14 protein-coding genes are annotated in these 19686 nt (G+C 38.2%); 10 read left to right on the plus strand and 4 right to left on the minus strand.

Annotated features, from left to right (window positions below; genetic code table 11):
- Positions 1 to 192: 192 nt before the first annotated feature.
- Genes rpe through P4L16_02535 form a run of 4 tightly spaced genes read right to left on the minus strand, consistent with a single transcriptional unit; the run spans position 193 to position 4964 of the window.
- Positions 193 to 909 (minus strand): ribulose-phosphate 3-epimerase, encoded by a 717-nt coding sequence (rpe, locus tag P4L16_02520; protein MDR3623997.1) that lies wholly within the window; start codon positions 907 to 909, stop codon positions 193 to 195.
- A gap of 11 nt (positions 910 to 920) precedes the next feature.
- On the minus strand, positions 921 to 2219 hold the full coding sequence (locus P4L16_02525; protein MDR3623998.1) for a pitrilysin family protein: 1299 nt from the start codon (positions 2217 to 2219) through the stop codon (positions 921 to 923).
- Positions 2213 to 4165 carry a hypothetical protein gene (locus P4L16_02530; protein ID MDR3623999.1) on the minus strand — a complete coding sequence of 651 codons (1953 nt, stop codon included), beginning with the start codon at positions 4163 to 4165 and terminating at the stop codon, positions 2213 to 2215. The genes P4L16_02525 and P4L16_02530 overlap by 7 nt, the downstream gene beginning before the upstream one ends.
- Position 4166: 1 nt before the next feature.
- Complete coding sequence (locus P4L16_02535; GenBank protein MDR3624000.1) at positions 4167 to 4964, minus strand: hypothetical protein; 798 nt, start codon at positions 4962 to 4964, stop codon at positions 4167 to 4169.
- 248 nt (positions 4965 to 5212) lie between these two features.
- Here P4L16_02535 and rpsA point away from each other — a divergent pair, with 248 nt between their 5' ends.
- The 10 genes from rpsA (at position 5213) to P4L16_02585 (ending at position 19565) form a co-directional block, all read left to right on the plus strand.
- Entirely contained in the window at positions 5213 to 6985 is a 1773-nt protein-coding gene (gene rpsA, locus P4L16_02540) for a 30S ribosomal protein S1 (protein ID MDR3624001.1), read from the plus strand.
- 238 nt (positions 6986 to 7223) lie between these two features.
- Positions 7224 to 8501: a transcription termination factor NusA gene (gene nusA / locus P4L16_02545; protein MDR3624002.1), complete on the plus strand. Its 1278-nt coding sequence runs from the start codon at positions 7224 to 7226 to the stop codon at positions 8499 to 8501.
- A gap of 3 nt (positions 8502 to 8504) precedes the next feature.
- Positions 8505 to 11372, plus strand: a complete 2868-nt coding sequence (gene infB, locus P4L16_02550) for a translation initiation factor IF-2 (GenBank protein MDR3624003.1) — start codon at positions 8505 to 8507, stop codon at positions 11370 to 11372.
- Between the two features lie 4 nt (positions 11373 to 11376).
- Entirely contained in the window at positions 11377 to 11757 is a 381-nt protein-coding gene (rbfA, locus tag P4L16_02555; protein MDR3624004.1) for a 30S ribosome-binding factor RbfA, read from the plus strand.
- On the plus strand, positions 11754 to 12467 hold the full coding sequence (gene truB / locus P4L16_02560; protein MDR3624005.1) for a tRNA pseudouridine(55) synthase TruB: 714 nt from the start codon (positions 11754 to 11756) through the stop codon (positions 12465 to 12467). The genes rbfA and truB overlap by 4 nt, the downstream gene beginning before the upstream one ends.
- Entirely contained in the window at positions 12455 to 13027 is a 573-nt protein-coding gene (locus P4L16_02565) for an FAD synthetase family protein (protein ID MDR3624006.1), read from the plus strand. The genes truB and P4L16_02565 overlap by 13 nt, the downstream gene beginning before the upstream one ends.
- A 687-nt stretch (positions 13028 to 13714) precedes the next feature.
- Positions 13715 to 15244 (plus strand): Rne/Rng family ribonuclease, encoded by a 1530-nt coding sequence (locus P4L16_02570; GenBank protein ID MDR3624007.1) that lies wholly within the window; start codon positions 13715 to 13717, stop codon positions 15242 to 15244.
- A gap of 5 nt (positions 15245 to 15249) precedes the next feature.
- Positions 15250 to 16248 carry a 1-acyl-sn-glycerol-3-phosphate acyltransferase gene (locus tag P4L16_02575; protein MDR3624008.1) on the plus strand — a complete coding sequence of 333 codons (999 nt, stop codon included), beginning with the start codon at positions 15250 to 15252 and terminating at the stop codon, positions 16246 to 16248.
- 14 nt (positions 16249 to 16262) lie between these two features.
- Entirely contained in the window at positions 16263 to 19175 is a 2913-nt protein-coding gene (locus P4L16_02580) for an insulinase family protein (GenBank protein MDR3624009.1), read from the plus strand.
- Between the two features lie 90 nt (positions 19176 to 19265).
- Entirely contained in the window at positions 19266 to 19565 is a 300-nt protein-coding gene (locus P4L16_02585; GenBank protein MDR3624010.1) for a hypothetical protein, read from the plus strand.
- The last annotated feature ends 121 nt before the right edge of the window (positions 19566 to 19686 follow it).

Below are 19686 nucleotides of genomic sequence, written 5' to 3' on the forward strand. Positions count from 1 at the left end.
CTTAACAAGACATGAACTAGGTTTACTCATTAATTTTGGCAATAAACAAGTAAAAAACGGTGTAGAACGCATCATAAATGATAAATTATAAGTCTCCGTGTCTCCGCGTCTCCGTGTTTTAACTATTCAAGTTATTGATTAGCAGATAGTTGAAAATCGAGCTGACATTAGATAATGGGGTACACTATAGCGCTATACACCACAGGAGCGCAAGGAGCTAATCCCTTCTGCCATGTTGGGATGCTTGTAGAGATATGTACCGGCGACAAGAACATTGGCACCTGCGTCCACACACTGCTTTGCGGTTTCAAAATTCACACCACCATCTACTTGAATATCTAAAGGCTTTGCGTTTTTTGTAGACTCTTGGTCTAAAACAAGTCCACCATCTGTTATGCCAAGTTGATTGCAAACATCTCGTGTAAAACGAATCTTTTCTAACATCTCTGGCATAAACGCTTGACCACCAAAACCAGGATCTACTGTCATAAGCAATATAAGATCACAAGATTGCAAATATTTAACAACCATAGAAGGAGATGTTTCTGGCCTAAATGCAAGACCTGCTTTAACATTACATTTACGGATGTAATTGAGAGTCTCTTCCACTTCTTCTGTAGCCTCAAAATGAAACGTGATTAAGTCTGCACCTGCCTCTACAAACCTTTCAATAAAATCAAAAGGATTATATAACATCATGTGAACTTCCAAAAACAAGTTTGTAGACCTGTTAATAGCGGCTACTGCCCTTGGACCCAGCGTTAAATTAGGCACAAAATGACCATCCATGACATCGATATGCAAAGTATCTGCACCAGCATCTTCTGCACGTTTAGCATCATCTGCAAGGCGTCCAAAATCACCTGCAAAAATTGAGGGGGAAATTTTAATGTCTTTACTTCTGATCATAACAATATTACCTAACTAAATTTTAAGCTGCTTACTAAGGAGCTATTTTCCCCATACGAAGCACTATACGGCCCAATCAATGCTAAACTTAAACGCTCTGTACAAAAGATCTCTTTTGCAACACACTGCACATCTTGTCCAGTAACCGTCTCTATATTTTTACAAAATTCTGCTGTTGAAAAGTCAATTTCATTATTCAATAACTTTTCACCTACCCACAACATATACGAGAGTGTACTCTCCATATCTTGCAAGGCTTGCCCTACTGAAAATAATTTTGCCCTTTTAAGCTCGTCATCCAAAAGAGTGGTTGTTGCAAGCTCTTGTAACACTTTTAAACTTTCTTGCAAACAAACTTCAATTTTTTCTACATCGACACCTACTTGTAGTGTAAACATACCTACATCGTAATAAAAATCGACACTCGATGAAATGTTATAAGCGAGCCCTCTTTTTTCTCTAATTTCTTGAAAAAGACGAGAACTCATATTTTCTCCAGCAATCGTACTCAACAAACGAAGAGCCCACTGTTTTTGTGAAAATCTACCAAGCGTTGGAACACCCAGCTGAATATTACACTGCTCAATATCTTTATGCATAATAAGAACTCTAGGAGAGCATTGACTTACAACCAACGATTCAAAGGAATTCCTCTCTCCTCTACAAAAGCGATATTCTTGATTTTTCAGCCAGCTGAGAACTTCCTCGTGCGTAACACAACCAGCAACTGCCAAAACCGTATTGCAAGATGTATAGTGTTTATTAAAATAATTTTTAATATCCTCTACTGTAAATCTTAAAATGTTTTCTTCATTACCTAAAATAAGGTTTCCAAGTGAGTGATTCTTCCAAATTACAGAACTAAAAAGATCCTCTACATAAGAGCTTGGCTGATCCTCATAAGAGTGAATTTCTTCAATGATTACCTCTCGTTCTTTATCAACTTCTACAGGATCAAAAAGAGGCGCTGTATAAAAATCAATAAGCACATCCAAAGACTCAAAAAAGCTTGCTTGCAATGTTTTAAAGTAAAAACAAGAATTTTCTTCTGCTGTATATGCGTTAAAAAAACCCCCTCTTCCCTCAATAATTTCGCTAATGGCCTTAGAAGAATATTTTTTTGATCCCTTAAAAAGCAAATGCTCTATAAGGTGAGAAATTCCAACATCTTGCTTTTTTTCAAAACGCGATCCCACATAGGCAAACAAACCTGCAGAAACAGTGTAAAAATTGGGCATTTCTACAGTAACAAGTCTTAGACCGGAGGAAAGCGCACTCCATTTAATTTTTTCTTTAGGTATATCTACCAACTTTTTATAACCTCTTCAACAGTAGCATAAAAAAGCGTTTGCTTTTCTGTTTCCTGACTTTGATAAATAAATCCCATTGCATGCTTACCCTGAACATTTACATTGACATAAGCGCTTTCAAAACCAAGCGATTTAAGATGATCAACAGCACGAATAAGATCTGCCTTAAAGGCTTTTTCTTTGGCTATAACCACCATAAAAAGCGAGTCAATCTCTTGATGAAACCTAAGTAAATAACGATTACTTTCTGTAATTCCATCCTCCAACGCATCCAACAACAGCAAAAACAATTTTTTTAAATATAGCGGTTCTAACAAGCTACGCATTACAACAGGGGTAAGTGAGTAAAAGAAGTTTTCTAAAAGCAAGCCATGGTGCTTGCCAACGCCACCAAGAAGCTCTTTTAAAAACAAAAAGACCTCATTTTGTTTTGAAATCATCCCTCCGTTAAAATCTCGAATTTCTCCTAAAATGGATATGAGCTCTTCAACTACAGCTCTTCTAGCCTTATACAAATCAAGTGAATGATCTTCTCTTAAAAATCTTGCCTTATCAAGACGCACATGAAATACAGTAGCTTCTTTGGCATATTTTTTCCTTAAAAAGCCTACATTTTTAACTCTTTCAGGAAAATATTCTAAGAATGTCTTTTTATTTAAAAATAACTCTTGGATCGACTTGCTATCGCTCTTCAATATCCTCAGCAAAATAACTGTAAACGAAAGCCTTGTTGCTGTCTGCTCATCAAAAGATAAAATAACTTCTGGAATATCTCGAACATACTTTAGCTGCTGACTCAATGTTAGGATGTTACGCATAATCTCTTCTTCATTGCGAGGCATAAATATGGGATGTATTAATCTCTCGACACCCGCTTTTAAATCACTGGGAAGCCTTTTTGATAATTTTTTAATCTCTTCTGAAGAAAACTCTACACCATCTGTTTTCTCAATTTCAAAATAAAGTGTACGCACAGACTCATTTGGCGAATGGGACATAAAAAATGAACCTTCTACCGTTTTTACTTGGGGAATGATGTTTTGAACTCCTCGAATCAAATGCCTCTCTTCAAAAACTTCATGATTGCCCTTTAATGAAATGGCAACCAAAACTCCCAAAACCCGCTTAACTTGCGAAGACAAGTGCAATCGTACCCTCATAAATTTTAAGAGTAGATGTCGCTTTTCTTCTTGCCCTTTTATAGATTTATGCAGAGACTTACGAAACAAGTAGAGAAAACAAATCACTCGACTCATGTACTGGTATTCATGGACGGCCTTAAACTTGTCACTGCAATTGATTAAAAAGTGCTGCATCTCCGATAAAATATCCCAGTCTACATTTCCAGAGCGCCTTTTAATGAGGGATGCAATATTTTCATGAATTTTTGCGGTCTTTTCATCTGCTCCAAGCCCTTTAATCTCCATAATACGTCTTGCATGGTATACAGAAGCAACACCTAAGCGAAGTTCTGTTTCTATGATAGGCAAATGTTTTTGTAAGACTTCTAAATCATATTGATTTTCAATGCGTACCATTGCTTCTGCAACTGTATAAATTTCATCACTCAGATCTGGGAAACGAAAATCTGTTGCAAAAAAAAGCTCTACATTCAATCTTTTTCCAGGAACCAGCCACCTAGAAACCACTTCATAAAAAAATTGAAAAGCATTAGGGCGAAACTGACAAAGTAAAAAGAAGGAAAGATTGAAGGGAATTTTTTGCTCTTCTGAAACAGTTACCAAAGGCAATATTTTTTTATATTCTTTAAAACACTCCGCTTTGTCTTGCCAAGAGAGTGCGACAATATCTTTTGGAACAATTCTTCTCAAAAGATCGCAAGTGACAATGTGATGCAAGCGCGTGTTGGAACCTCCCTTATTAGCTTCAAAAAGAGGAGCAATCCGCAAAAATGGAGCTTCTTTGCATTCCATTTTACAATCCATCTTATTCTCCCTCTATTTCTTCGAAAATGAGCGTCTTGCGACAATCTTCATCCATAGAGTCTGATGCAATTAAAGTTCCAGGAAAATTTTTGTCTTTATAGTGTTTAAAAGAAAGAATTTGTAAGGGCAATTTGTTTTTCTTTGCTAAACGAATACATCGGTCATGTAAAACTGCTGCGCCCTGTGTTACGATACTTAAGGCTCTTTCATAGTTAAGACGAGGAATAAATAAAGCATTAGGGTTTTTTTTAGGGTCCTCTTCAAAAATCCCTTTTACATCTTTAAAGAATTCTACTTTCTTAGCTCCTAAGGCAATACCCAATGCCACTGCCGTTGTGTCAGAGCCGCCTCTACCAAGAGTTGTGATCTCTCCACTTTTACTAACGCCTTGAAACCCAGCAACAATAACAACACGTCCCTGCTCTAAATGGGGTAGAATTCGATGCGGCTTTACTTCAATAATCCTAGCATCTGAATGCCTTTCGCAGGTGATAATCCCTGACTGACTCCCTGTAAAACTAATCGCCTCTTTATTTTTTCTAGCAAGTGCCATTGCAAGAAGAGAAATGCTGATGCGCTCTCCTACAGAAACAAGCATATCATACTCTCTTCTTGGAGGTGTAGGATGAACTTTTTTTGCAAGCGCAATCAGCTCATCCGTTGTATTCCCCATAGCGCTTACAACGACCGCAATTTTGTCATAGTACTCACATCTTGCAAGAATAATTTCAGCAATCAGCGAAAACTGTTCAGGAGATGCAACTGCGGCTCCTCCAAACTTCATAACCAACGTGCTCATTCTTTACAAAATCCTAAAAAAATTATACCTGGATTCATCAATTAGGATACTCTATAAAGAAGAATTGTATCAATATAAAGAACAAAGTTAGTAAACCCTACAAAAACTCAAAAAATATGAGCTATCAAACAAAGAGCCTCAATAATCATTTGCATTTTTTGGCGACACTCTGTAACCTACTCGCATTAGAAAGAAAAGTGAGCGCATGAAGCTGTGGCGCCATAAAAAACTTAGGAGAAACCTTTAAAATGTCAAAAAACGCAAAAAACGCCTGGAGCAATGATAATCTTCTAGACGACATCCAATTTCAAGAAGATGAAGCTCAACTCTTTAAATCCCTTCTGGACAACTCTGAAAAGCACGATACAGAAGGAGCTCCACTACTTTCACCAGGCACACTTTTGAAGGGACATATTGTTGAAATTACAAAAGACTTTGTCGTTGTTGATGTAGGCCTTAAGTCTGAGGGATTAGTCCCTATTCAAGAATTTTCTGACCCATCTGAAATTGTTCTTGGAGGCGATGTTGAAGTATTTCTAGATCAACCAGAAGATGAATACGGCCAGATCGTACTCTCAAAAGAAAAAGCAGAGCGTCAACGTCAATGGGAAAACATCATCCAAAACTGTGAAGAGGGTTCCATTGTTACAGGACGCATTGTACGTAAAGTTAAGGGCGGCCTCATGGTGGATATTGGTATGGAAGCATTCCTACCAGGCTCACAAATCGACAACAAACGCATTAAAAACCTCGATGAGTATATTGGCAAGGCTTATGACTTTAAGATTCTCAAAATCAATATCGATCGTAAAAACGTTGTAGTCTCTCGAAGAGAACTTCTAGAAGCTGAACGCATCTCCAAAAAAGCAGAGATGCTCGAGTCAATCAAAGAAGGCGAAGTTCGCAAAGGTATTGTAAAAAATATCACTGACTTCGGGGTCTTTTTAGACTTAGACGGTATTGATGGCTTGCTTCATATTACCGATATGACATGGAAGCGTATCAAGCACCCATCCGAAATGGTTGGACTTGGCGAAGAGCTTGAAGTCATGATCCTTAGCATTGATAAGGACAAGGGACGCGTTGCCCTTGGACTTAAGCAAAAAGAGAGTAATCCTTGGGATGAAATCGAACAAAGATATCCTCAAGGCACCCGCGTGCGCGGAAAAATTGTCAACCTTGTTCCTTACGGTGCATTTATTGAGATCGAACCTGGAATTGAAGGACTCATCCATGTTTCTGAAATGTCTTGGATTAAAAACATTTCTGATCCAAGCGAAGTCGTCAATAAAGGACAAGAGGTTGAAGCTATCGTATTGTCCGTCCAAAAAGAAGATGGCAAGATTTCTCTTGGTTTAAAGCAAACAGAGCATAACCCATGGGCTGATGTTGACTCAAAATATCCTGTAGGGGCAAGTGTTCAAGTAGAGATTCGCAATCTAACCAATTATGGTGCTTTTGTAGAACTTGAACCTGGTATTGATGGCCTCATTCACATTTCTGACTTGAGCTGGATCAAGAAGGTGTCTCACCCCTCTGAAGTACTTAAAAAAGGCGATAAAGTTGAAGCAGAGATTCTTTCTGTCGACAAAGAAAGCAAGAAGATCACTTTGGGAGTAAAGCAATTAAGCCCCAATCCTTGGAAGTCCATTGAAAAGACAATGCCAGTAGGCTCTCTAGTAAAGGGAATTGTATCAAAAATTGCTGCCTTTGGAGCTTTTGTGGAATTGGACAATGGCATTGAAGCTTTAATCCACGTAACTGAAATCTCTGACCAAGCGTTTGGTAAAATTGAAGATGTTATCTCTAAGGGTCAAGAAGTAACTGCTAAAGTTATCAAGCTGGATCCGGAGCACAAGAAGATTGCTCTCTCTATTAAGGAATATCTGGTAGACGAAAATAAAGTAAATCGAGACGATATCATTGTAACTCCTCATTCAGCTAAGTCCTCTTCTCGTAAAACTAAAAATAATAGTGCAAAAGATGAAGACGAAGAATTGGATGGAGATACTTTTGTATAAAAGAGAAAGTTAAGCTTCAATAATTAAGCCATGCCTTGCTCTAAATAAACTAAGGCAGCAAATTTAAGTTCTAAGTACATTTAGAACTTAAAACAGCAAAGCCCAAGTAATACTGAGGAGCAGGGGCTAAGAGGCAAGGGCTAAGAGGCAGGGGCTGAGAAGCAAGGAAGGACTAATTGAGACTTTCTCTCTTTTTCAATTTGACAATTTTTACTCGTGAAATTAAGGCATAAAAAACATGAACAAAGATTTACTAGCTATCTTCGAATATATGGAACGCGAAAAGGGTATAAAGCGCGATATCATCATTGCAGCAATTGAAGAATCGCTAAGAGCCGCAGCGCGTAAAAGTGCTCAAGGCATTGCTAATGTTTCTGTGCATATTAATTCTAAAACCGGAGATATCGAGGTCTTAAGTGAACGTGAAATTGTAGAAACTTCTACAGATCCTTCTGAAGAGATCTCTCTCGAAGATGCAAGAGTATTAGATCCTGAGTGTGAAATCGGGCAAGTCATTGATATAGTAATCACGCCTAAAGATTTTGGTCGCATAGCCGCGCAAACTGCAAGGCAAATTATTTCTCAAAAAATTCGAGGGGCTGAGCGCGACGTAATCTACGAAGAATATAGACACCGCATTAATGAAATTGTTTCTGGATCCGTCAAACGCTTTTCAAAAGGCATTAATCTAGTTGTGGACTTAGGTAAAGTTGAAGCTATACTTCCTGCTAAGCATTATCCAAAAACTGAGCGTTATCAGGTTGGTGATAAGATCCATGCTCTTTTACTTAATGTTGTTGACCTTGAGAATGGTGGAGCAGAGGTTGTGCTTTCAAGGACTGATCCTGAGTTTGTAAAGCAACTCTTTATCAATGAAGTTCCTGAAATTAATGAAGGTATCATCTCTATTGAAAAAATTGTACGCGATCCTGGTTACCGAACAAAAATCCTCGTACGCTCAAACGATCTAAAAGTAGATGGTGTTGGAGCCTGTGTAGGTATTCGAGGAACACGTGTAAAAAATGTTGTAAGAGAATTAAACAATGAAAAAATTGATATCATTCCTTACTCTGATGATGCTATTGAAATCTTACAAAATGCTCTTGCTCCTATTGAAATACGTAAAATTAGTGTTAATGAAGAAAATGGTGAAGAAGTTATCTCTATCGTTGTAGATGATAAAGATTTTGCAATTGTCATTGGCAAGAGAGGAATGAATGCCAGACTTAATGGCGATTTAATTGGCTACTCTCTTGATGTACAACGTATGAGCGACTATACAAGAGCTATGGCAATCCAACAAAGTGAACTTATAGCATCAGATGACTCCTCTTTGGATGAACCCCTAGATATTCCCGGTATTAATACCCTCGTTATTCAGAACCTCTTGCATGCAGGATTTGATACCGCCCGAAAAGTTCTCTCTCAAAAACCAGAAGAACTTATGAAAGTGCCAGGTATCAGCTTAGACATGGCTTATACAATTTTAGAACAGGTGAGCAAAAAAAGGATATAACCCTTGGCCAAAAATCTCAAATTAAATATTAAAAATACGCAACTCGCACAAGCCTTAAATCTTGGAAAATTAAAAAATAAACTTGCAAGCAATAAACCTGTCAAGCCTAAAAAGCAAGATATAGAAGAAGAAGTTGTTCCTCCAACGGACTCTTCTAGTTTACCTGTTGAAGACGAACCAAGACGAGTAAAGGCAAGAGCAAAGGGCGCAGGACCCGTACGACAAGAGCTGGAAAATGTAGCACCTGTAGAACAAATTAGTGCAACGCCTTTTTCAAAAGAAGCTGCAGAGCTTTTAGAAGCGGAAGAGGAACATCAAAGGCGTATTGCTAAAGGTAAAAGTTTTCTTCAAGGTGATGATGAAAGCACAATTGTTTCAGAAGTAAGTACTGAAGAGGCAACACCTGAAGAACATGCTGAAGAGCCTTTACCATCAAGCTCAAATTTACCTACAGAAAGTAGTCCAAAGACTGAAAGTTCCCCACAAGGAGGCATGACTCATCCTGAAGTAAATAGAGCTTTACCAGAGCATAGAACGGCTAAGCAAGCACCAAAGAAGAGCGCACCTCAAGAAGCACCTTATCGAAAAGAAGCTCCTAAACATGCCCCTAAATATGCAGCGCCTTTCATCTCTGATCAATTTAGAGGAAGAAAAGATCAAGATACTTACCTTGCATCAACACCTCGCGTTAAGCTAGGGCCTACAGGAAGGCACATAAAGGACCTCGTCAAACCAAAACCAGAGCCTATTAAAAAAGAAGCCTTTCCCTTCAAAGGCCCTAAAAATCTTGAAACAACTCCTAGCTATGATAGTGGTAAGCAAAAAAGCTTTAATGAACAACCTGTTCCTCCAAAAGAGGAGCAAGGTGGCACAAGACACATAAAACGCAAAGAAGATTCTAGTGTTGCATCAGAAAGTGACGTACGTCGTGGCGGAAAAGCAAAAGAATTTTTAGACATCAAACCACTTAAAAAGCAAGGAGTTAAAGGCTTTGATTCTAGAGATAGACAAGGACTTGGGCTTAGTGATGAGGATGGATGGAGAAGAAGAAAAGCAAAACAAGTGCGTCACGAAGTTGAGGACACAACCATTCGACCTACATCTTTAAAAATACGCGTTCCTATCAGCATTAAAGACCTTGCTGTTGAAATGAAATTAAAAGCCGCTCAACTTGTTTCTAAACTATTTTTACAAGGTCTTGTTGTTACCCTAAACGACCTACTTGAAGATGAAACAACCCTTCAACTTTTAGGACATGAATTTGGGTGCGATATTCAAATTGACAAGACAGAAGAACAGCGCATTCGCATCACAAACCAAACCATTCAAGAAGAAATTCAATCCATAGATCCATCGCTCTGTATTACAAGGGCACCTATTGTTACTTTTATGGGCCACGTTGACCATGGTAAAACAAGCTTGATCGATGCCATCAGAAAAAGTAACCGCGTTTCCGCAGAAGCTGGTGCAATTACTCAGCACATAGGAGCTTTTCGCTGCTCAACAGCCGTTGGTGATCTTACTATTTTAGACACACCTGGGCATGAAGCTTTTTCTGCTATGAGGTCTAGAGGAGCCGCTGCAACCGATATTGTTGTTCTTGTCATCGCAGGTGATGAGGGTATAAAACAACAAACATTAGAAGCTCTTGAGCAGGCACGAGCTGCCAATGTTACCATTGTTGTTGCTCTTAACAAATGTGACAAGCCAGGTTTCAATGCTGAGAATGTTTATCAACAGCTTGCAGCTCAAAATCTCCTTCCAGAATCGTGGGGAGGCTCAACCATTACAGTGAACTGCTCTGCAGTAAGTGGTGTAGGTATTCCCGAATTATTAGAGATGCTTGCCCTTCAAGCAGAAGTTTTAGAGTTGAAAGCAGACCCTAATACTCGTGCTAGGGGTACTGTGCTTGAATCAGAAATGCATAAAGGCCTTGGCGTTGTTGCAACTGTTTTAGTTCAAAATGGAACATTGAGGTTGGGAGATTCCGTTGTTTTTGATCAGCTCTGGGGACGCGTAAAAACTATGCGCGACGAACATGGGAAAAATTTAACAGAAGCAGGCCCTTCTACTCCCGTAGAAATTACTGGTATTTCGGGTCTTCCAGAAGCAGGGCATGAGTTTATTGTTGTAAAGAGCGAAAAAGAAGCAAGAAATATCGCTGAAACTAGAGCTGAGGGTATTAAACAATCTTCATTATCACAAAAGAAAAAGCTCACGATCGAAAACCTCATGCAACAGGCAGCAACCTCTCAGAAAAAGAGCGCTAATTTCATTTTAAGAGCAGACGTTCAAGGTTCTTTAGAAGCTCTCAAAGCTTCCCTACTCAACATTCAATCCTCAAAAATTGATGTAAATATTATCTCATCTGGCGTTGGGGAAATTTCTGAATCTGACGTAGAATTAGCAACAGTTTCTGATGCTGTCATTATAGGTTTCCACACGCAAATTGAGAGCCATGCAGAAACACTCATTAAGCAATCAGGTATAAAAGTGCACATGCATAATGTTATCTATCATGCAATTGATGATGTAAAAAAACTTCTGCTCAGCCTACTTGATAAAATCCCAGAAGAGCGTGATTTGGGTGCCGCTGAAATTACAACTACTTTTAAAGCTTCTCAACTTGGCACCATTGCTGGCTGCCTTGTAACAGAGGGTACTATTGTACGTAATCAGCGCGTACGCCTTATCAGAAACAATGAGGTAATCTGGAAAGGACACATCGCATCTCTAAAAAGGGTCAAAGAAGATGTGAAAGAAATAAAAAAAGGTTTTGAGTGCGGAATCTTGCTTGAGGGACAAAATGATGTCCAACCAGGCGATATTATCCAATGTTATGAAATTTACTACCTAACTCAAGAGCTGTAAAACAATGGGTGGGAAAAGAACAGATAAACTCAACTCCCTGCTACAAGAGGTAATTTCTGAAGTCATCCGACAAGACGTTAGAAATCCTCATGTACACCCACTTGTGGCTGTTACTAAAGTAGAAATTACAAGTGATCTCTCCTATGCTAAAGTTTTTATTAGCATCATTGGCACAGATGAGGAAAAGGCTAAGACTGTACAAGCTCTTCAATCAGCTGCGGGTTTCATTGCAATACACGCATCAAAAAAAATTGTTTTACGTCATTTTCCAGAACTTACTTTTAAAGTCGATGACTCTGTAGAAAAACAGATACGTATTGACTCTGTAATTCACAAGATTAAAACAGAAAGAGAGCTACGAGAAAACAAAAACAATAACCTATGAAAGGCATTTTACCAGTAACCAAGCCTCTTGGGAAAACTTCTTTTTACGTAGTTGCCTGTATAAGACGTTTGTTTTCAGAAAAAACCGTAGGTCATGCAGGTACTTTAGACCCCTTTGCAACAGGTGTCATGATTATCTTGATTGGCAAAGCCTTTACGCGCCAAAGCAACCAATTTTTAAATCAAGACAAAGAATATGTAACAAGGCTTCTTCTTGGAAAATCTACTGACACTTACGACCTTGATGGGCAAATTACAGCAACCTCTGACTACGTACCTACATTGTCTGAAATAGAGGCAAAACTACAGCTCTTTCAAGGAACTATTGAACAAACTCCACCTATGTTTTCTGCAAAAAAAGTGAATGGTAAAAAGCTTTATGAGCTTGCAAGGCAAGGAAAAACGATCGAAAGAAAACCTTGTGTTATCAATGTTCAAACAGAACTTCTCTCTTATGCATACCCTTACCTAGATCTTAAGGTTACATGTAGCAAAGGTACATATATCCGCTCTATTGCACATGATTTAGGACTTTTGCTCTCTTCTTATGCACATCTTACAGAACTTAAGAGAACAAGAAGCGGCCAGTTTTCTTTAGACTGCTGCCTAGACCTTGAAAAACTTCTTTCAATAAACTTTTCTGAAAGCTTTTTTTCTGTTGACGAACAAGGCATCATCCATACCTGTGACTCTTTACTATGCACGTATTAAAAACACTTTGCAGCCCAAACAAGGAACTTACAAATCCCATTGCTCTAAGCATTGGCGTGTATGACGGCCTTCATGAGGGGCACATTGCTGTTCTACAACGACTAAAAGAAGCAGCAGGCCCAAAGGGAACAACCATTGTCATCTCGTTTAACAACAACCCAGCAGAAATTATAAAAGGACAATCTGTTTTTCCTATCTATTCCAATGAAGAACGCATCGCTCTTTTTGAGCTTCTTAAAATAGATATACTGTTTCTTATTCCCTTTACCGAAGAGATCGCAAAACAAAGTGCAGAACAATTTTTAAAAGAAATTAAACATTATTTATCTTTTTCTCATCTTATTCTAGGCTATGATGCCGTACTTGGAAATAAACGAGAAGGTACTCAAGAAAAAATCATCTCCTTATCAAAATCTCTTGATTTCGAAGTAGAGTATTTACCCCCTGTTTGTGACCAATCCGGCCCCATTTCCAGCACTCGCATACGTCTTCTTATCCAGGCTGGCAACCTAAGAGATGCAGAAATCCTTCTTGGCAGGCCATATAGACTCAATCATTGATTAGACTTCTTGCGTAATTACATTTGCTTGTTAAAATTGTCTTTTTTGACATCTTTATCGTTAAATTTTTCTAAGCAAAGCTAATTATGCAAGAAGTCTATTATCTCAATTCTTGAACTTGTTTGTGCATAAAAAGATTGAAAAGTTGCCAGAAGATCCCTAAGATTGAGCAATTTAAACCCAAAGCTCAGGTTTTTAGGATTATTTTGTTGGAAAACATATCTCATTAGAATATGATGAGCCTTAAGAAATTTAGTAAAGTTAAATATAGAAAGGCTAAGGCTTTAGGTGCAGCTTCAGGTGTGACTTTAATGTCCTCACATAACAACTTGACATAACGCAAAAACAACTTGATTTAGTTGGCGATATCAAAACCGTAGAGAGGTTTATGATACAGTGTACTAATGGCTCCTCTGAATAGACAAGCATGATGCAAGCATTACGCAAGCACGATGCAAGTATGGTACGGGCATAGTAAAGACGCGCAAATAACCACATTGAATCAGTAGTTCAGCTTAAGTTATGGCTTAACCCAGAATTGGAGTCGTGTTTAATAATATGGATAAAAGAGGATTTTAAATCAGACAGAGTTTTACCTAACAAACTGATTACAAACTCCTTTTAGGGCCACGGATTGAACTTGCAACTATAAGACCTGCCTTTCGTCATAGAAATATAGGTGACGAAATGGAAGAAATACTTCTTAACATCGAGTCCAAAGAAACTCGCTACGCCCATTTAAAACATGGACAACTCTACGACTTAGTTGTAGAAAGAAAAAAAGCAAGACAGCTTACCGGTAATATTTACCGAGGAAAAGTTACCAATATCCTCCATAATATCCAATCGGCCTTCATCGATATTGCTGAAGGAGAAAATGGGTTTATTCACATTTCAGACATTCTAGAAAATACCAAAAAATTTGAAGAGATGTTTGATATGGACTTCGAATTTGAAGAGTTACCCTCCAAACAAAAAAAACCTCAACAAAATATTGAACAAGTGATGAAAATTGAACAACCTGTTCTTGTTCAAGTTGTTAAAGAACCCATTGGCTCTAAAGGCGCAAGGCTTACTTCTAATATTTCCATTCCTGGAAGGTATTTGGTCTTGCTGCCTAATTCCGCTCATAGAGGTGTTTCTAGGAAAATTGAGGACCGCGTTGCAAGAGAGCGCCTTAAAAAATTAATTCGAGCTTTTGAAATGCCCCAAGACATGGGACTTATTTGTAGGACTGCAAGTAAAAATGCTACAACAGATGCTCTTATTGCTGAAGCCCATGATCTTTTAAAAACTTGGCAAGGCATTGTAGAGCGCTTCACCCAAACGACTAATCCCGCATGCCTCTATCTGGAATCAGACCTCATTAAACGAGCAGTAATGACTGCTGTCGATAAAAAACTAAACCGTCTTTTAGTTGATGACTACGATACTTATCAGGTATGCAAACATCTCTACTCCAAATACGCTACAGAACATTTTGTCAAAATTGAGCTGTATCGCGACAAAATGCCCATGTTTGAGCGCTTCAATGTGGAAAAAGAAGTTGATAAAGCTTTAAGGCATAAAATCTGGCTTCCAACTGGGGGCTACCTCTTTTTTGATCGCACAGAAGCCATGTATACAATCGATGTAAATTCTGGGCGCAGTACAAAAAATAATGGGGATGTTGAAGAAACTCTTGTACGCATAAATCTAGAAGCAGCAGAAGAAATCTCTAGACAACTACGCATTCGAAATATCGGCGGACTTGTAATCTGTGACTTTATAGATATGCGTATTCGAAAAAACCAACGTCGCGTCTTAGAAAAACTCAAAGAGTGCATGAAAGAAGACTCAGCAAAGTGCACAATCCTTGGCATTAGCGAATTTGGCCTTGTAGAAATGACCAGACAGCGCAATCGCGAGTCACTCACGCAAACGCTTTTTACAAATTGCCCCTACTGCTATGGAAGTGGGCTCATCAAGACACATGAAAGTATTTCTATTGAAATTGAGCGGGCATTGAAAAAAGTGATCAGCTATAGCCAAGAATTTGCTGTACGTATTGTAGTCCATCCAGAGCTTAGTCGTAGCCTTGATGGGGGCGACAAGCATTTCTTACATAAGCTCGCAAAAAAGCTGGGTGCTGATGTTGAATTTGATATAAATGATGAGTTACATATTAACGACTACCAATTCTACTCCTCTGTTAATGGTAAAAAAATTGAGGTATAGTTTTTATGTATTTTTCTGAACAGCTAAAAAAATATACAGAACAAGGCATTATTCCCCAAAACTATCACGAAGTACTAAGCTTCTTCTATAAGAGCTATAAAGAGTCTGTAGCTCAGGCAGATGACTCTTTAGATGGTCAAGAAGTCATTTTTTTAAAACTTCTCGAACTACTAAAAAAGGAAAAAGAACATCCCTTTATTTTTGAACATTACCACCAACAAGTACGCGCTCCATTCGACTATTATCAATTTGGAATTGACTTTGCAAGACCACTCATCGATAAAAAAGCATCTGTCATAGTAAATAAGCATAATTTAGTAAAAATTAGAGAATATTTATCACGAGATGAAAACGTTGTACTTCTTGCAAACCATCAAACAGAAATGGATCCACAAATCATTCAATGCCTTCTTGAAGATGCTAATTTCGACTTTGCTTCTAACATGATCTTTGTTGCTGGAGAAAAAGTCGTTACAGATCTATTGGCTATACCCTTTAGTATGGGATGCAACCTACTTTGCATCTACTCTAAAAGACATATCGACCATGATCCAGAGCTAAAATCTCAAAAACAGCAGCACAACCAAAAGACAATGAAGCGCATGAGCGCACTTTTCAAGGAAGGGGGTAAATGCATCTATGTAGCTCCTAGTGGAGGAAGAGATCGAAGAAATAAAGAAGGTCTCATAGAGGTTGCTCCATTCGATGCGAACAGTATCGAAATGTTTCGTCTAATGGCGCTACAATCCAAAAGCAATACTCACTTTTTTCCATTAGCATTGAGTACTTACGATATTCTTCCGCCACCTTCAACGATTGAAAAAGGTGTTGGAGAAAAACGCTCTGCTACAAGAGCAAAAGCCCATCTTTGCTTTGGAGACGAGTGTGACATGCACGCCTTGCATGAAAAGCCAGCAAGCTGCAAACATGAAAAAAGAAAACTCATTGCTGATGCCATTTGGAATCAAGTAAAACAGGATTTCCTTATGCTCACAAAATTGTAACCAGGATATTTGCTATGCAAAAAAACATTCATCTTTTTTTCTTTCTGTTATTTTCTTTATTTTCTATAGCTTATGGCGCAGAAAGTGATCATTATACCATCATTAAAGATGAAAATCCTGTACATATACTCACACCTTCCATAGCCAAGCGAGAAACAGTAAAAATACGCCTATCTAATGGTTTAGAAGCATTACTTATATCAGATCCTGGCCTTGACAAATCAGGAGCTGGTATTGCGGTAGAAGCTGGCAGCTGGCAAAACCCTAAAAAGCATCTTGGTATGGCTCACTTTTTAGAACATCTTCTCTTCCTTGGCACAAAGAAGTACCCTGATGAAGCTGGTTATGCACGTTTTCTAGACGAACATGGAGGCATGCGAAATGCTTTCACTGAAAATGATCGCACTGTCTACATGTTCTCTGTCAATAATGACTCTTTTGCAGAGGCTCTTGATCAATTTTCTCGCTTTTTTATCGACCCTCTCTTTAACCCATCAGGCGTTGCAAGAGAGTCTCATGCAATTGATCAAGAATACGCAAAAAACCTTCAAAATGACAACTGGAGGTTATATCATGTTAGAAAAGCTCTCGAAAACCCTCTACATCCAGATAGCGACTTTAGTATAGGGAACTTAAATACCATCTCCAAAATTTCTCCCGACGTTGTAAGACAATGGTATGAGGATCATTATAGCGCAAACCTCATGCACTTAGTGATCTATTCCACACTACCTATGGATAAACTTAAAGAGCTTGTTGTCACTGATTTTTCACCCATAAAAAACAAGCATTTTACTCCTCCAAATATAGAAGAGACATTATTTACAGATAAATACAAAGAAAACATCATCTACATCGTCCCCTATCAAAATATACGTGAACTTGTTTTGCAATGGGAAATATCAGATAAATATCAATATGATGCAAAAACTGTAGCTTATGTACTAGGCTATGAAGACAGCAACAGTTTGCTAGAACTATTAAAAAATGAGGGTCTTGCAGAAGAACTTTCTACAGGATCTTCCTTGCAAAGACCTCGCATACTTTTTACATTGGATATCGCCCTTACAGACAAAGGTGTACAAGAAGTTGATAGAGTTATCAAGTATTGCTATGAAGCAATTGCTCGTCTTAAAAAAGAAAATATCCCACAAGCACTCTACAATGAGATGAAGCAGCTGGCAACAATTGCCTATGAATACCAATCAAGAGAAGATGTCTTTTCTGCCGTCATGTCTGATGCAGAAAAAATGGTTGATGAGCCCATTGCAACCTATCCACTAAAAACAGTAATCCCTACTAAATATGACCCAAAAGATATCCAAGATCTTCTTAACCAACTGACACCAGAAAATTGCTTATATTTCGTTCTTGCAAAACAAGAGCTTACACACGTTGTACCCACTACCAAAGAACCCTGGATGCAAGCAGAGTATGCAATCGTACCTATCAAAAAGAGCACTCTTTTAGATTGGAAGAATGCAGAGCCCAATCCTAAAATAACACTTCCCCCTATTAATCCCTTTGTACCAGAACATTTAAGTTTAATAGAAACTCCTACAGAAATTCACTCCTCAGTACTTGCAAAGCCAGAGCTTATCCTTATGGATGAGCATTCTAAGCTATACTACGCAGAAGATATGCGGTACCTAATACCCAAAGTGGCAGCCTCCTTTCGCATCCATACAGCAGCCAAAAAGCCGGGAAATGCAAAGCTTGCAGCGCTTACAGACCTCTATCTTAAAGCACTTGACTACATGCTTTCACCTATTTCATACCAAGGATTACTTGCAGACCTACATTTTAGCACTCAACCCATTGAAGATGGCTTGTCTATAAGCATTTATGGATACAGCGAAAAAGCCTCTCTATTTTTTAAAGAGATGTTAAAATCTTTAAAAAGCTTGAATCTATCAGAAGAAGATTTCTTAATACTAAAAGACTCTCTGCAAAAAGAGTACGCAAACACATCTCTTGATCCTCCTCTACAACAATCTCAAGAAATTTTGAAGTCAATTCTTTATGAAAATTTTATTACAGATGAAAAAAGAGCATTGGCCCTTGCAAATGTCTCCAGAGAGGACATGATAAAATTTGTCAATACGCTCTATGCAAAAACGTACACAGAATGTCTTATCTATGGAAATATCAACAAAGATGATGCTCTTGCACTAAACCAGGACTTGCAAAGTATATTAAGTAGTACCCCACTTCCTACTGGCTCTATAGCAAAAAGAAAAGTACTGCAACTTAATCCAGAAAATGGTCCTTACAGCTATACTAAAGAAATTGAACAGTATGGCAATGCCACTCTACTCTTAATTCAAGATGGTTGTTATTCATTAAAAAAACGCAGCGCCCTACAAATCCTTTCTAAGGGCTTAGAAGCACCTTTCTTTGATGAGCTTAGAACAAAGCAACAAACAGGCTACCTAGTAAACTCATTTAACCAAGAGATCGAAAGAGAATTATGCGCTCTCTTCTTTGTACAATCCAATACTCACGATACTGTAAGCTTGCTTTCTCGCTTTGAGCTATTCTTTGAGAATAACTTAAAAAATTTCACCTCTACAGCATTTTCAGAAGAGCGTTTTCAAACTATAAGAGATGCGCAGGTAATAGAACTTAGCAAATCTCCTAAAAGCCTTTTAGAAATGACGGCTAAGCTAGAAGTGCTTGCATTTGACTATGATGGAAACTTTAACTTCTTAGAAGATCGCATTCAAAGTTTAAGAGAGCTTTCTTATGATGAATTTACAAGCTTTGCCAAGGAATTTCTCGGGAGAAGCAACCACAGACGCTTGGGCATACTTGTAAACGGCATACTTCCAAAAGAAAACGATTTGCGCTATACAAATGTATCTTTCAAGCGCTTGCGTAAATCAGGTACATACTTTACAGCAGAAGAAAACCTCTGCCCTAAATAATTCGAGTGCTGCGGCTTAAGCCGCAGCTTTAGTAAACAGTGGCTTGCCACTGCCTTAAGAACTTGATGCAAATGTAAACAAGGCCAAAGTATGACAGCATTGCCAATTAATGTTGATGAGTTATTAAAAGGACAGATCGTTGAATGGGAACGTCTTGAGTTTAAAAAAGGGTGGAATCCAGAGGAGGTCATCCATACGATTTGTGCTTTTGCAAATGACATCAATTCATATTTCATAAGGCGAAACTCAACAACTGTAAAGGCTCAAACAAAAGATATCCACCAGCTGCATGAGCTGGCAAATCAAGTACCATTTGATGATCGAATTTGCCATCAAGCTAACCTCAAGGATCTACAGCTTGGCATTATTAAACGTCAGCTCGATTTTTAACTAGGTTATTGTTAACAACTTAAGCTCTTGTTCATTAAAATTTAAAGCTGGTTTTTTGGGTTGTAATGTATAAGCAATTAACCCTGCAAATATATTAACAATGAAGTTAATAGGGCTTTGA

It is taken from the genome of Chlamydiales bacterium, assembly GCA_031292375.1.
In the GTDB taxonomy this organism is placed as follows: domain Bacteria; phylum Chlamydiota; class Chlamydiia; order Chlamydiales; family VFKH01; genus JARLHF01.

Bases quoted from the DNA above. Each gene is read 5' to 3' on its own strand.
- rpe (MDR3623997.1), bottom strand. From the start codon at position 909: ATGATCAGAAGTAAAGACATTAAAATTTCCCCCTCAATTTTTGCAGGT.
- P4L16_02530 (MDR3623999.1), bottom strand. From the start codon at position 4,165: ATGGATTGTAAAATGGAATGCAAAGAAGCTCCATTTTTGCGGATTGCT.
- P4L16_02535 (MDR3624000.1), bottom strand. From the start codon at position 4,964: ATGAGCACGTTGGTTATGAAGTTTGGAGGAGCCGCAGTTGCATCTCCT.
- rpsA (MDR3624001.1), top strand. From the start codon at position 5,213: ATGTCAAAAAACGCAAAAAACGCCTGGAGCAATGATAATCTTCTAGAC.
- nusA (MDR3624002.1), top strand. From the start codon at position 7,224: ATGAACAAAGATTTACTAGCTATCTTCGAATATATGGAACGCGAAAAG.
- rbfA (MDR3624004.1), top strand. From the start codon at position 11,377: ATGGGTGGGAAAAGAACAGATAAACTCAACTCCCTGCTACAAGAGGTA.
- truB (MDR3624005.1), top strand. From the start codon at position 11,754: ATGAAAGGCATTTTACCAGTAACCAAGCCTCTTGGGAAAACTTCTTTT.
- P4L16_02565 (MDR3624006.1), top strand. From the start codon at position 12,455: ATGCACGTATTAAAAACACTTTGCAGCCCAAACAAGGAACTTACAAAT.
- P4L16_02570 (MDR3624007.1), top strand. From the start codon at position 13,715: ATGGAAGAAATACTTCTTAACATCGAGTCCAAAGAAACTCGCTACGCC.
- P4L16_02575 (MDR3624008.1), top strand. From the start codon at position 15,250: ATGTATTTTTCTGAACAGCTAAAAAAATATACAGAACAAGGCATTATT.
- P4L16_02580 (MDR3624009.1), top strand. From the start codon at position 16,263: ATGCAAAAAAACATTCATCTTTTTTTCTTTCTGTTATTTTCTTTATTT.
- P4L16_02585 (MDR3624010.1), top strand. From the start codon at position 19,266: ATGACAGCATTGCCAATTAATGTTGATGAGTTATTAAAAGGACAGATC.